This window comes from Phenylobacterium sp. (assembly GCF_016124325.1).
In the GTDB taxonomy this organism is placed as follows: Bacteria; Pseudomonadota; Alphaproteobacteria; order Caulobacterales; family Caulobacteraceae; genus Phenylobacterium.
The window spans coordinates 78812-90797 of the sequence record NZ_WGNY01000018.1 but is presented as its reverse complement, the minus strand read 5'-3'; the positions used below and the strand labels follow the sequence as shown (position 1 = coordinate 90797).

Annotated in this window: 13 protein-coding genes and 1 pseudogene; 8 read left to right on the top strand and 6 right to left on the bottom strand. The window is 72.3% G+C overall.

Annotated features, from left to right (window positions below; translation table 11 throughout):
• Positions 1-34: 34 nt before the first annotated feature.
• Positions 35-313 (bottom strand): annotated as a pseudogene (locus tag GC203_RS23935) (Lrp/AsnC family transcriptional regulator); the annotation flags it as partial.
• Between the two features lie 150 nt (positions 314-463).
• Here GC203_RS23935 and GC203_RS10690 point away from each other — a divergent pair.
• Both GC203_RS10690 and fixJ read left to right on the top strand, forming a co-directional pair.
• A complete protein-coding gene (locus GC203_RS10690) occupies positions 464-1492 on the top strand; it encodes an ATP-binding protein (RefSeq protein WP_293454087.1) in 1029 nt (342 codons plus the stop codon).
• Entirely contained in the window at positions 1489-2097 is a 609-nt protein-coding gene (gene fixJ / locus GC203_RS10685) for a response regulator FixJ (protein WP_293454085.1), read from the top strand. Before GC203_RS10690 ends, fixJ begins: the two co-directional genes overlap by 4 nt.
• Here fixJ and GC203_RS10680 read toward each other — a convergent pair.
• Positions 2094-2480: a response regulator gene (locus GC203_RS10680; RefSeq protein WP_293454083.1), complete on the bottom strand. Its 387-nt coding sequence runs from the start codon at positions 2478-2480 to the stop codon at positions 2094-2096. The two genes, fixJ and GC203_RS10680, sit on opposite strands and share 4 nt — an antisense overlap.
• A gap of 188 nt (positions 2481-2668) precedes the next feature.
• On the opposite strand from GC203_RS10680, the gene GC203_RS10675 reads away from it, so the two are divergent.
• The 5 genes from GC203_RS10675 (at position 2669) to GC203_RS10655 (ending at position 7858) form a co-directional block, all read left to right on the top strand.
• Positions 2669-3103 (top strand): response regulator, encoded by a 435-nt coding sequence (locus tag GC203_RS10675; protein ID WP_293454081.1) that lies wholly within the window; start codon positions 2669-2671, stop codon positions 3101-3103.
• 95 nt (positions 3104-3198) lie between these two features.
• Positions 3199-3432, top strand: a complete 234-nt coding sequence (locus tag GC203_RS10670) for an acyl carrier protein (RefSeq protein ID WP_293454079.1) — start codon at positions 3199-3201, stop codon at positions 3430-3432.
• 29 nt (positions 3433-3461) lie between these two features.
• On the top strand, positions 3462-4388 hold the full coding sequence (locus GC203_RS10665; RefSeq protein WP_293454077.1) for a class I SAM-dependent methyltransferase: 927 nt from the start codon (positions 3462-3464) through the stop codon (positions 4386-4388).
• Positions 4385-6274: an HAD family hydrolase gene (locus tag GC203_RS10660; protein ID WP_293454075.1), complete on the top strand. Its 1890-nt coding sequence runs from the start codon at positions 4385-4387 to the stop codon at positions 6272-6274. The genes GC203_RS10665 and GC203_RS10660 overlap by 4 nt, the downstream gene beginning before the upstream one ends.
• A 6-nt stretch (positions 6275-6280) precedes the next feature.
• Positions 6281-7858, top strand: coding sequence for a hypothetical protein (locus GC203_RS10655; RefSeq protein WP_293454072.1), 1578 nt, complete (start codon positions 6281-6283; stop codon positions 7856-7858).
• A gap of 4 nt (positions 7859-7862) precedes the next feature.
• Here the strand turns inward: GC203_RS10655 and GC203_RS10650 are convergent, their stop codons facing one another.
• From GC203_RS10650 to GC203_RS10640, 3 genes are all read right to left on the bottom strand, one after another.
• Complete coding sequence (locus tag GC203_RS10650; protein ID WP_293454070.1) at positions 7863-9299, bottom strand: SDR family NAD(P)-dependent oxidoreductase; 1437 nt, start codon at positions 9297-9299, stop codon at positions 7863-7865.
• Positions 9296-10096, bottom strand: a complete 801-nt coding sequence (locus GC203_RS10645; RefSeq protein WP_293454067.1) for an alpha/beta fold hydrolase — start codon at positions 10094-10096, stop codon at positions 9296-9298. Before GC203_RS10645 ends, GC203_RS10650 begins: the two co-directional genes overlap by 4 nt.
• A 161-nt stretch (positions 10097-10257) precedes the next feature.
• On the bottom strand, positions 10258-11199 hold the full coding sequence (locus GC203_RS10640) for a 1-phosphofructokinase family hexose kinase (RefSeq protein WP_293454065.1): 942 nt from the start codon (positions 11197-11199) through the stop codon (positions 10258-10260).
• 158 nt (positions 11200-11357) lie between these two features.
• Here GC203_RS10640 and GC203_RS10635 point away from each other — a divergent pair, with 158 nt between their 5' ends.
• The gene (locus GC203_RS10635) at positions 11358-11789 is read left to right on the top strand and encodes a hypothetical protein (RefSeq protein WP_293454063.1); all 432 of its coding nucleotides are present in this window, start codon (positions 11358-11360) and stop codon (positions 11787-11789) included.
• Positions 11790-11803: 14 nt separating this feature from the next.
• Here GC203_RS10635 and GC203_RS10630 read toward each other — a convergent pair whose 3' ends face one another.
• Positions 11804-11956, bottom strand: coding sequence for a hypothetical protein (locus GC203_RS10630; RefSeq protein ID WP_293454060.1), 153 nt, complete (start codon positions 11954-11956; stop codon positions 11804-11806).
• Between the last annotated feature and the right edge of the window lie 30 nt (positions 11957-11986).

Here is an 11986-nt window from a genome sequence, read left to right as displayed (position 1 = left end):
ACGGCGTCGCGGACGCCGCGTCGGCCCACCGACGGCGGATAGTGGGCGCCGAGACCCCGATGAGACCCGCCGGCCGCCTGTTGGTGATCCGGGGCTCTTCGTGAAGCGTCCGCAGGACCTCCCGGTCTATGGCGTCGACCTTCTTCGACAGGGCGTTCCTGCCGGCGGCCGTCCGGCCTCCACGACCATCCGATCGAGGATGGCGCGCGCGGATCTCGGCCGCGGCCCTGTGGAGCTTCCCTGGTCCCGGCCCGGACGTCCCACGGCCCGCGGCGGGGCGGATTCGCGGAAGGCGCCGTAGGGGAACCCTCAACAAGCGTGAGAAGAGAACCTCCTTTCCCCATCGGAAAGGATGTGAAATCGTGGCGACTCACCCTGCGTTGCAAGGCGGGTGCGGCTTTGGGGGGGCGCGTTGGGCTCCTGGTCGCGTGTTGTTCGTTGGGAGCCGCGCCATCTCGCGGCGGTGGGACTCGGGCTTCCGTTCGCCCTGGCGCGCCTGGGACTCTACGGCCTCGAACCCGGCGCCCTGCCGTTCGCGCTCACCTGGATCGGCGTGCTGGTCGCCGCCTGGCTGGGCGGGCTGTGGCCGGCCATCGTCGTGAGCCTCGTCGGGCTTGCCGTGGGCAATCACGTCCTGACCAGCGGAGGCAAGCCGCCGCTGGGCGCCGGCGGGGTCGCCTTCTACGTCGCCTTCACCCTGGTGCTGGCGGTTCCCGCCGACCTCTATCACCGCATCGCGAGCCGGCGGCGCGCCGACCAGCGGCTGCTCGCCGACATGAGCCAGCGCATGCATCGGATGGCCCGGCTCAACGCCATGGGCGAACTGGCCGGCACGCTCGCGCACGAACTCAACCAGCCCCTGACCGCGATCGCCGGCTACGCCGACACCGCCCGCGTCCTCCTGCGACGCGACCCGCCGGGCGTCGAGCAGGCGACGCAGATGCTGGAGAAGGTCCTGCGCCAGGTCGAGCGTTCGCGGGGGATCATCTCGCGCGTGCGCGGCCAGGTGGCGGGCGGGGACCTCGACCTGAGACCGCAATCGCTGCGGGCCATGTTCGACGAGGCCGCCGAGATCGGCCTGGCGCGGGATCGCCAACACCTCGACCTGCAGGTCGAACTGGATCGCGGCGCCGACCAGGTGCTGGCCGACCGCATCCAGATCGAGCAGGTGATGGTCAACCTGCTGCGCAACGCCGCCGAGGCCATGGCCGAGACCCGGGCGCGGGAGTTGAGGATCGGCAGCACGCCGGCCGGCGACGGCTTCGTGGAGTGCTTCGTGGCCGACCGGGGCCCCGGCGTCTCGCCGGAGATCAGCGCGAGGCTCTTCGAGCCGTTCGCCACCGACAAGGCCGAGGGCATGGGCGTGGGCCTGGCCGTCTCGCGCACCATCGTCGAGGGCCACGGCGGGCGCATCTGGGCCGAGCCCAATCCGGGGGGCGGGGCGGTCTTCCGCTTCACGCTCAGGTCGCAGCAAGGCGGGGCCGCGCCATGACCGCGTTCGTGCATGTGATCGACGACGACCCCGATGTGCGTGACGCCCTGACCGCCACGCTCAGCGTGCGCGGCCTGGCTGTGCAGGCCTATGTGTCGGCCCAGGCCTTCCTCGACCGGCTGGAGCCGGCGATCCCCGGGTGCGTGGTGACCGATGTCCAGATGCCCGGGATCAGCGGGCTGGACCTCCTGCGCGCCCTGGAGGACCGCCTCCTGGCCTTCCCGGTCATCGTCCTGACGGGGCAGGCCGACGTGCCGATGGCGGTCGAGGCGCTGAAGGGCGGCGCGTCGGACTTCCTGGAGAAGCCGGTCGACGGCGACGCGCTGTGCGCCGCCGTCCTGGCGGCCCTGGCCCGCTCCGCCGACGGCGCCCAGCAGGCGGCAGAGCGCGCCGAGGTGCAGCGCCGGGTGGACTCGCTCTCGCCGCGGGAGCGCGACGTGCTCGCCGGTCTCGTCGCGGGCCAGGCCAACAAGGAGATCGCTCGCGATCTGGGCATCAGTCCCCGCACCGTCGAGGCCTATCGCGCCAGCCTGATGATCAAGATGCAGGCCGAGAGCCTCTCGGAGCTGGTGCGGATGAGCCTGCTGGCGCCGGCTCGGATCTAGCCGCCGGCCGCCAGCCCGCGCGTTATGGCCTCGACCAGGGCCTCGGGCGGGAACGGCTTCTCCAGGAAGTCCGCGCCCAGGCGGGCGGCCGCCTCGGCGGTGTGGGCGGCCTTTCGCCCGGTGATCACCACCGCCGGCCAGTCCAGGCTCAGGTCCCGCAGGCTGGCCAGCATGTCGAGGCCGCTCATGCCCGGCATCTCCACGTCGGTCACCACGCAGCCGCGCGCGAGACCCGGCAGGGCGTCGAGGAAGGCGCGCGCCGAGGCGTGCTCGCGGACGTCGATCCCGCGAATCTCGAGCAGCACCGCGAGCGCATCGCGCACGTCGGCGTCGTCCTCGACGATGTGGACGAGGGCCACGTCGGGCCCGGCGGGGTCGGCCAAGATCACTCCGATCGGAAGAGGCCTGCGGGAGCCGGGCGATATTGCGGTGTTCGGTGCGATTTTCACCCTGGGATCAATACGGTAGCCGCCCCGCGCGAGGGCCGGCCCCGTGATTCTACGGTGGTAGCGGCCCGCAATTTCGCCGTCCCCGGGCCTGCGTCACCTTCCCAACATACGGAGGACGAGCAATGAACAGCCAGTTCCTGAACGCCCCCGGCCCCGCGAACGGCCCTTCGGCCTCGGTGCGCGTGCTGGTGGTCGACGACAATCCGGCCCACCGCCAGTTCGGCCGCTGCCTCTTCGAATCCCTGGGCTGCCACGTGTGGACCGCCGAGAACGGGGCCGAGGCGGTGCGCCTGGCCCGCGCCCTGACGTTCGAGATCGTCGTGCTCGACCGGCACATGCCGGTCTGCGACGGGGACGCGGCGGCGGCGAGCATCCGGGAGGCGGGCGCCTCGCGCCTCAGCCGCCTGGTCTCCCATTCGTCGAATCCGCCGAGCGGCCGCGCCGCCCAGGCCTACGACGTCGTCGTGCCCAAGCCCGCCCGGGTGGTCGACGTCGTTCATCTGGTCACCGCCGCCCGACGCGCCGCCCGGCGCGGCGCGCGCGCGCTCGCCGCCTGAAGCGGGCCGCGCAGCCGCGCGAGAGACCTCGACCATCCCGGCGTTTTCGGCCATACGGGCGGCCTGTTCGAATTCTTCCGCCGTGAGGGCTTTCCGTGGACTTCGCCCAACTGCGCCAGCTGATGGCCGACGTGTTTGAATGCGACCCTTCCCTGATCACGCCGGACTCCACGCCGGACACGCTCGAGGCCTGGGATTCGCTGCGACTGTTGGACCTCGTCCTGGCGATCGAACAGGAGGCTCACGTCGAGATCTCGCCGGACCGGCTGGAGGAGATGATGAGCGTGCCGGCCATCCTGGAGATCATCCGCGAGGCCGAAACCGCCTGATGCCGGCCGGAGTCCCTTCGTCCGTCGCCGTGGACGACCTGGTTCCGCGCAGCTACGGCGAGCTTGCGCGGCTGTGCGACGCCCTGATCTCGGCCTGGCCGCAGCACGCCCGGTTCCTGCGCGGCAGCTTCGAAGGCTACGGGCCCGCCGAGATGGCCGCCGTCGAGGACCTGGCCCGTCGGATCGGGATCCTCGCGGGCGAGGCCCTGGCCGACTATGTCGCGAGCTATCGCTGGGTGTGCGCCGAGCTGGCGAAGGAGACCCTGTTCTTCAAGAAGCACGGGCGCTATCGGCTGGCGTCGTTCGCGCAGGCGGAGGCCGAGGTCTACGCCAATCCGCCCTTCATGCGGCGCTACGTGGAAGGCCTGCTGCTCTCGCAACTGTTCTGGCGCAACCACAGCGCCGCCTTCCTTCATTTCCGCCAGGATTTCCTGCCGGGCCTGCCGGACGGATACCGCTATCTGGAGGTCGGGCCCGGGCATGGCCTGTTCCTGTCGCTGGCGGTGGAGTCGGCGGCCTGCGCCCACGCCGAGGCGTGGGATGTCAGCGACGAAAGCCTTCGCCAGACCGCCGAGGCGCTGGCGCGGCTCGGCGCGCGGCGTCCGGCGAGCCTGGCCCGCCGCGACGTCCTGGCCCCGCCGCCACCGGGGTCCGGCGCCGGGTTCGACGCCATCGTGATCAGCGAGGTCCTTGAGCACCTGGAGCGTCCGCGGGAAGCGCTGGCGGGGCTGCGGGCGCATCTGGCGCCGGGCGGGCGGATGTTCGTCAATGTGCCGGTCAACAGTCCCGCGCCGGACCACATCTACCTTCTCCCGAGCGTCGCCGAGGCCCGAGCGCTGGTCGAATCCGCGGGCCTGGAGGTGGTCAGCCTGCGGGCGGAGCCGCTGACCGGGTACAGCCTCGAGCGGGCCGAACGGGAAGTCGCGACCATCACCTGCCTGATGGTGGCGCGGTGACGGAGCCGGGCGCCGATCCTCGCGCCGCCATCGACGCGGCGATCGCGGCGGGCGATCTCGCCGCCGCGCGGCGGCTGGCGGCCGCGTATTGGCGCGATCATGTCAACGCCTCGGCGGCGCGATATCTGCTGGGCCGCCTCGACAGCCTCTGGCCGGCCGGGGCGGTGCGCGAGCACCGGGTGGCGATCCTGCGCTCCTTCACCGTGGAGCCGGTGGTCCCGCTGCTGCAGGCCGAGGCGGCGCTGGCCGGCATCCGGATCGCGCCGTGGGTGGGCGAGTTCAACGCCTACGGCCAGGAGATCCTGGATCCCGGCAGCGGCCTCTATGCGCACCGGCCGGACAGCATCATCGTGGCGGTGCAGACGCGCGACATCTCGCCGGATCTGTGGGCCGGCTTCGCGAGCCTGACCGAGGCGGACGTCGCCGAAGAGATCGAGGCCGCCGCCGCCCGCCTCGGCGACCTGCTGTCGGCGCTGCGCGCCAGGACGACCGCCAATCTCCTCGTGCACGGCCTGGAGCCGCCGCTCGACCCCGACGAGGGGCTGCTCGGCCAGCAGCGCAGCCTCACCCAGGCCGAGGCGATCGCCGCCGTGAACCGCAGGCTGCGCCAGCAGGTGGCGACCCTGGGCGACGCGGTTCTGGTGGACATCGACGCCCTGCAGGCGCGCCACGGCCGGGCCCGATTCCGGGCGGAGAAGAAGTGGGCGACGGCCAAGCTGCCGTTGTCGATCGAGGCGCTGGCCTGGCTGGCGGCGGACTGGTGGCGGCACCTGAGCCTGTTCGCGGCTCCCCAGGCGAAGGTCCTGGCGCTGGACCTCGACAACACGCTCTGGGGCGGCGTCGTCGGCGAGGACGGCCTCACGGGCATCGCGCTCGGCGACGAGCATCCGGGCGTCTATTTCCGGACCCTGCAGAAGGCGATCCTCGACGTCGCCAGGCGCGGGGTGCTGATCGCCCTGGTGAGCAAGAACAATCTCGACGACGCGATGCAGGTCTTCGACGAACATCCCGCCATGCTGCTGCGCCGCGACCATCTGGCGGCGTGGCGGATCAACTGGGAGCCCAAGGCCGGCAACCTCGTCGACCTGGCCGCGGAACTGAACCTCGGCCTGGAGTCCTTCGTCTTCCTCGACGACAATCCCGCGGAGCGCGAGGCGGTGAGGCGGAGCCTGCCGCAGGTCATCGTCCCCGACCTGGGCCCCGACCCGTCCACCTACGCCGACGTGGTGCGCGGCCTGCCGATGCTCGAACGGTTGAAGACCTCCGCCGAGGACGCCGAGCGGACGCGCTACTATGCGGAGGAGCGGCAGCGGCGCGACCTGCGGTCCGGCGCGGAGAGCCTCGAGGACTTCCTCGCCTCGCTCGACATCGCCGTGGCGGTCTCGCCGATCGACGCCATGTCGCTGGCGCGGGCGGCCCAGCTCACCCAGAAGACCAACCAGCTGAACATGACCACCCGCCGCTACAGCGAGGCCCAGTTGTCGGAGCTGCTGTCGCGGCCGGGGTGGGCGGGCTACGTGCTGCGTGCTCGCGACCGCTTCGGCGACAACGGCATCGTCGGCGTCGCCCTGACCCAGGCCGAGGCGGGGGCCTGCGAGATCGACACCTTCCTCCTGAGCTGCCGCGTGATCGGCCGGCGCATCGAGACCGCGTTCCTGGCGGACCTGGCGGAGCGGGCGCGCGCCGCCGGCCTTGCGGAGCTGCGCGGCTGGTACCTGCCGACGGCCAAGAACCCGCCGGCGCGGGCGATCTACGAGGACGCCGGCCTGTCGATGGTCCGGAAGGACGGCGCCGCCGAGCTGTGGTCGATCGATCTGTCGGCCGGAGGCCCGCGGACGCCGGCCTGGATCCGGACCTCGGCCGGCGACCTCGAGAGCCAGGCCTAGTCCCGCATGCCCTACGCGTCCGCCTATCCAATGCTCGTCGCCTATCGCGAGGGACGTACGGAGGTCGCGCTGGCGGCCGCCGCCGAGCGGCTGGCCGCCGATCCCTTCTCGGTCGACGCGCACATGACCTGCGCCCTGATCCACCTGCGCGCGGGCGCCATCGCCGAGACGATCGCCAGCCTGAAGGCGTGTCTCCAGGTCCGGTCGGCGGAATGGGTGCTCGAGCGTCTGCGGCGCGACCTGGTGCTGCGCGGCGCGCGGCCCCTCAGCCGCGACATGGTGCTGAAGCTCGGCGCGCTGCTGCGATCCAACCTCAGCCCCCTCGGGCCCGCCCTTGCGCCGGAACGGCGAGCGGCCCGCCATGACTACGTCAATGTGGTGGGCAGCAGCTACGTGCGCAGCTTCGGCGCCAACACGGCGCTGTTCCCGCTGTTCATCGGCATGGGCCCGGCCATGCTGCTGCTCGACGAGGCGCTGGCCGCCGTCACCCGGCGCAAGTTCGCCGAGAACCTGAAGCGGATCGACGCGAGCCGGAACACGCTGCTGATCGCCGGCAGCGACCCCTACTACTACGTCACCTACGCGCGGCGCGACGACCCGGCCTGGCCCCGCGAGACGACGGCGGAAGACATCGCCAAGATGGAGGCGGTGGCCGAGCGCCATCGGCCGATCCTGATGGACGCCAAGGCCCGCCTCGCCGGGCAGGTCACGCTCCTGGGCCTGACGCCGACGTTCGACGACAAGATGAACGACCTCTGCCGGCGGCTGAACGTGCGCCTTCGCGCCCTCTGCGAGGAGGTCGGAGTCGGATTCCTTGACTGCTGGGACGACCTGCTGGATCCGGCCACGGGACGCCTGCGCGAGGACTGCGCGGCTCAGGCCTATGTGGGCGACATCCACTTCTCCACCGAGGCGGCGACCCTGCTCATCGCGCGCCTGCAGCAGGAAGGCCTCCTGCCGCCCACCGTGACGCCGGCGCCCAATCACGACTGGAGCCATGTGTTCGAGGTCCAGGTCGACGCGTCCGAGCGCTCCCGGATCTGGACCGAGCCGAAGGTGCTGCCGCGCAACGCCTTCGAGTCGAACAAGGTGGCGGCCGCGCATCTGGGCGGACTGGTCGCCGACCTCCTGACCGCCTTCGGGGCGCAGCGGGCGGACCAGACCTATCTGATGGTCAATGTGCGGGACGGCTTCATGCCGGTCGCCGTGCCGCCGCAGATCCACAGCGGCTGCCTGGCGTTCACCGACAGCGTCCGCAACCTCGAGGCGGGCCGCATGGTGCTGGACTTCTACGGCCGCTCCGACGTGCGGCTGGAACTGGACGACGCCCTGTCCCTCCTCGACGGCCAGACCTTCACCCAGACCCTGGTGATGATCCACCCGGACAGCTACGAAGACGACGAACGCCGCGCGAACGCGGTGCTCGAGCGGCTTCCGGCGGGCGCGCCGGTGGTGGTCGGGACGCCCCGACCCGAACAGCTGGGGGGCCTGCGGCTCGGCGCGCGGACGCCGCACATCGCGCGGATATCCAACCGTCACATTCCGGAGAAATGGCGCAACTACGCGATGGCGATCTACGCCTGAGCGTTCAGCCCGGGGTCCGTTCGGCCCGGAGCAGCGGCAGCATGACGGCTTCGGCGCGCTCGGAGCGGACCGGGATCGCGATGGCGGTCTGGTCGGTGAGCACCCGAGGAAGCCGCGGCGTGGTGACGGACAGGCCCGGCGCGGCGCGCGCGAGGTCCTGACAGAGGATCTCGCCGGCGCTCTTGGCCATGGCGTACTCGGTCATCCCCCGCGGTCGCTCCGAGATGGCGACGGTCGACGGATACAGGATGTCGAGCGGGCGTCCGGCCGTCGCCGCCAGCGCTTGGCGACAGAGGGCCTCGAAGCGCACCACATAGATGTCGACGAAGGCGTCGAAGGCCTCGCGGCTGAAGACGCCGGCGCTCTGCCGATGGATGTGCGGCGTCGCGAAATAATAGACGTGGGTGGCGCGGGCCAGCGCGGCGAGCAGCGCCGCGTCGAACGGCTCGCGCACGTCGCAGCGCAGCGCGCGGGCGCCGCCCGGCCCTCCGCGGGCCTCGATCGCCGCGACCAGGGCCTCGGCGTCCTCGCGGCCCGAGGCGTAGGTGAGGGTCGCCTCGCCGCCCCCGGCGGCGAGCAGCAGCGCGGTGGCGGCCCCCAGGCCGCGCGAGCCGCCGATGATCAGGGCCCGCCGCCCCGCGAATTCGCCGGGTCGCACCAGCTCGGCGACCGTCTCCGGCGTGGGCGGCGGCACCGGACCGGGGCGGATCAGGGCGCGGAGGTCCGCAGCGATTCCGGAGCCGGCGGCGGCGAGGTCCACGCGGGGATAGCGAGGGTCCGCCCGCCGCGCCCGCCAGCCCACCCCGGCGCGGGGGCCGGCGGCCGGCGTGATCCGCAGGTCGAGGTTCGAGAAGATCGAGTCGCGGCCGGGGCACACCATGCCGACCAGGGTCGACAGGAGGGCGATTGCGCCGAGGCGCTCGGCTCCCAGCGCCGCGGCGAGCCGAGGGAAGGAGCCCGGCAGGGTCGCGGCGGCCGAGACCGGCGCCAGCCAGCCTTGCGCGCCGTCGATCTCCGCCGCGGAGAGGACGCGTGGTTCGGCCCCCAGCGGCGTATCGGTCAGGGCGGCCTGGGCGAGCGCCTCGGCCTCGCCCGGCGCGTTCGCCACGGTCCGCGCCGTGACCGCGACCTGGCCCGCGGCGCGCACCTCGAGCCCGCCGCCCGCGGCGTCGGGCGCGCGATGGAGCGTCACCGGCTGGTCGAGGTGGACGAACTTCTGGAACGAGACGCGCAGGGCCTCGATCGGAGTGTCGAGCAGGCCGTCGGCGAGCGCGGTCTCCAGCGCCCAGAGCAGGACATGGACGCCGTGCGCCACCGGCGCGCCGGCCAGGGTTCGCCGCGCGGCCTCGGGATCGAGATGGATCGGGTTGCGGTCCCCGGACGCCTCGGCGAAGGCGTGCTGGTCGGCCATCGTGAAGACACGCTGGGGATCCCGGGTCATGTCGCGGCCGGCGCCGGCGGCGCATGGGCGGCGAGCAGCCGCATGATGATCGCCAGCGACGCCTGCGCGGCCTCGACGAGCACCAGGTGGCCGCAGTTGGCGATCCGCTCGATCTCGATGCGGCCGGGATAGAGGTTTCGCGTCACGAACTCGTCGACGGCGTCGAAGATGGTGGTCGAGCCATCCATGTTGCGGGGCGGAAAGAGCGGGGTGTCGCCGGCGGCGATGACGGTGGGGATTCGGAGGTCGCCGAGCAGGGGATAGTAGATCCGCTCCTCGAGGCCCCGGCGCGTCAGGCCGAACACCTTGTCGGCGTAGCCGTGGAGATAGTGGTCGGCCGGAAGCTGATGCAGTCTGCGAAGGTGGGCCTGCGCCACGCTCCAGAGCTTGGCGGTCGTGAGGGGCGGATCGGCCGCGAGGACCGCGGCGACGGAGTCCGCCGCCGGCATGCCCGCGACGGCGAACGCGACCGTGCCGCCCAGGGACTCGCCGACGAGGACGACGCGGCGCGGACCGAGGGCGGCCCGGAGGGTGGCCGCGACATGGGTCGCGATCCCGCGGACGGACATGTCGGCGATGGCGTCGCTCTGGCCATGCCCGGGCAGGTCGAAGAACACCGCGTCGGCCACGGGATCGATGGGGTCGGCCCAGGCCTGCAGCACCGCCGAATTGCGCAGCGAGCCGTGCAGGAACAGGACCACGGGGCGCGGACTGGCGCGGTCGATGGGCCGCAGCGAAAAGGCGGCCGTGCGGACGCCGCTTCCAGACTGGATAGTGGTCTTGTGAAGGCTGGCCATCGGACTTGGCTGTACCCCATACGGCGCGTGGGACAAGCCTGGAGGCGCGGTCGGCCGGGGCTGCGGGGAGGCTCCGGGCGTCGGATCTCGCCCGGCTCGCCCGATCGGCGTTTGCGGGCGCCCCGGGAATCGGGCTGGACCGTCGCGCGGCGCCGGACGCGTCAGGGCACGGGTTCGACGATGACGTCCGGCAGCAGGCGGCGCACGTCGGCGGCGCGGCAGAGCTCGGTGCCGTGGGCCTGCAGGGCCGCCGCGCCCGCGGCCGCGGCGTGCCGGAACGCGGCCTCGAAGCCCAGCTTGTCGGCCAGCGCCCAGATCAGCGCGCCCAGGAAGCTGTCGCCGGCGCCGACGGTGCTGACCGGACGGATGTCGAGCGGCCGGGCCCGCCAGGCCGCCTCGGCGGTCACCAGCAGCGCGCCTTCGGCGCTGAGCGTCAGGGCGATCGCTTCGATCCGGTGGCGGGCCATCAGGCCGCGGCAGGCGGCGATCCGTGCGGCCTCGTCCTCCAGCGGCTCGCCGGTGAGGCCGCGCAGTTCGGCCAGGTTGGGTTTGATGAGATGGAGGCGTTCGCCCAGCGCGGCCTTCAGGGCCGGCCCGGAGGTGTCGAGCGCGAACTTCACGCCGTGCATCTCGGCGATCTGGGCGGCGCGCGCATAGAAGTCGTCGGGCGCGCCGGGCGGCAGGCTCCCGCTGGCGCAGAGGAACGCCGGCTTGCGGTCGAACGCCGACAGCGCCTTGAGGCAGGCCATCCACTCCGCGTCGGCGAGGTGCGGCCCGGGCAGGACGAATCGGAATTCCTCGCGGGTGGTCTCGTCGAGGACGGTGAAGTCCTCCCGCGTCTCGCCCCGGACCGGCACGACGAGGCTCTCGACGCCCTCGCGAGCCACCAGCTCTTCCAGCTGGCGGCCGGAGAAGCCGCCGCTGGGATAGATGGCCACCGCTTCGGCGCCCAGGCGGCCCGCCACGCGCGCCACATTGATCCCGCCGCCGCCGGGGTCGCGCCCGCCCGCGCGGCAACGCAGCTTGCGCACGGGCTCCACGTGGTCGACCGAGGTCGAGACGTCGATCGCCGGGTTCGGCGTCAGGGTCAGGATCAGCGCCATCGAAAACTCCCAGGCCCATCCTGGCCGCCCGGGTCGGACACGTCGTTGAGGCAGGTCAACGTCGGCGGACTTGACCTTCATCATGGCGCCTGACACTCGAACGCCGGAAGAAGACGGCGCAACCGTGCGCCGCGGCGCGGACCAGACGGGCTTCCTGCATGACACACCCATTCGCCGTTCCCGCCAGCCTGTCGCCGGACCTCGCGCGGGTGCAGGCCTATTGGCGCGGCCTGTTGCGCGGCGCGGCCGAGATGCCCTTCGCCGACGATCTCCGGCTCACCGACCTGCCCGACCTCGTCGGGCGCCTGCTGCTGGTCGAGGTGTTCCAGGGCCCGGAGCGATTCCGCTTCGCCGAGGCGGGCGGCGCGGTGGGCGGGGTCGAGATGGAAGGCCTGTTCCTCGACGAGACCGAACTCGCCTATCCGCTGGAGTTCCTGCGCGCCCAGTGCAGCGCCACGGTCGAATCGGCCCGGCCGACCTGCATGCGGATGGCCAAGGCCGGGGCGCAGAAGCCCTACACGCGGCTCCTGCTCCCGTTCTGGGGCGACGGGCGCATCTCCGCGATCCTGGGCGTCGTCGACTTCGACTGAGCCGGGCTGGTCGTTCACGCGATCGGCCAATATTCACCGTCATGGCCCGGCTTGTCCGGGCCACCCATGAACAACGCGTGCGCAAACCAGGCCGCGGCGAGGCCACCGTCAGCCTGTCCGATGCCTGTGTTCATGGATCGCCCGGACAAGCCGGGCGATGACGTCATTCAACGTCTTCAGGTCGCTGACGAGGTCTT

Excerpts from the sequence above, each read along its gene's own strand:
- fixJ (WP_293454085.1), top strand. The coding sequence starts at position 1,489 with ATGACCGCGTTCGTGCATGTGATCGACGACGACCCCGATGTGCGTGAC.
- GC203_RS10635 (WP_293454063.1), top strand. The coding sequence starts at position 11,358 with ATGACACACCCATTCGCCGTTCCCGCCAGCCTGTCGCCGGACCTCGCG.
- GC203_RS10655 (WP_293454072.1), top strand. The coding sequence starts at position 6,281 with ATGCCCTACGCGTCCGCCTATCCAATGCTCGTCGCCTATCGCGAGGGA.
- GC203_RS10640 (WP_293454065.1), bottom strand. The coding sequence starts at position 11,199 with ATGGCGCTGATCCTGACCCTGACGCCGAACCCGGCGATCGACGTCTCG.
- GC203_RS10630 (WP_293454060.1), bottom strand. The coding sequence starts at position 11,956 with ATGACGTCATCGCCCGGCTTGTCCGGGCGATCCATGAACACAGGCATC.
- GC203_RS10645 (WP_293454067.1), bottom strand. The coding sequence starts at position 10,096 with ATGGCCAGCCTTCACAAGACCACTATCCAGTCTGGAAGCGGCGTCCGC.
- GC203_RS10650 (WP_293454070.1), bottom strand. The coding sequence starts at position 9,299 with ATGACCCGGGATCCCCAGCGTGTCTTCACGATGGCCGACCAGCACGCC.
- GC203_RS10675 (WP_293454081.1), top strand. The coding sequence starts at position 2,669 with ATGAACAGCCAGTTCCTGAACGCCCCCGGCCCCGCGAACGGCCCTTCG.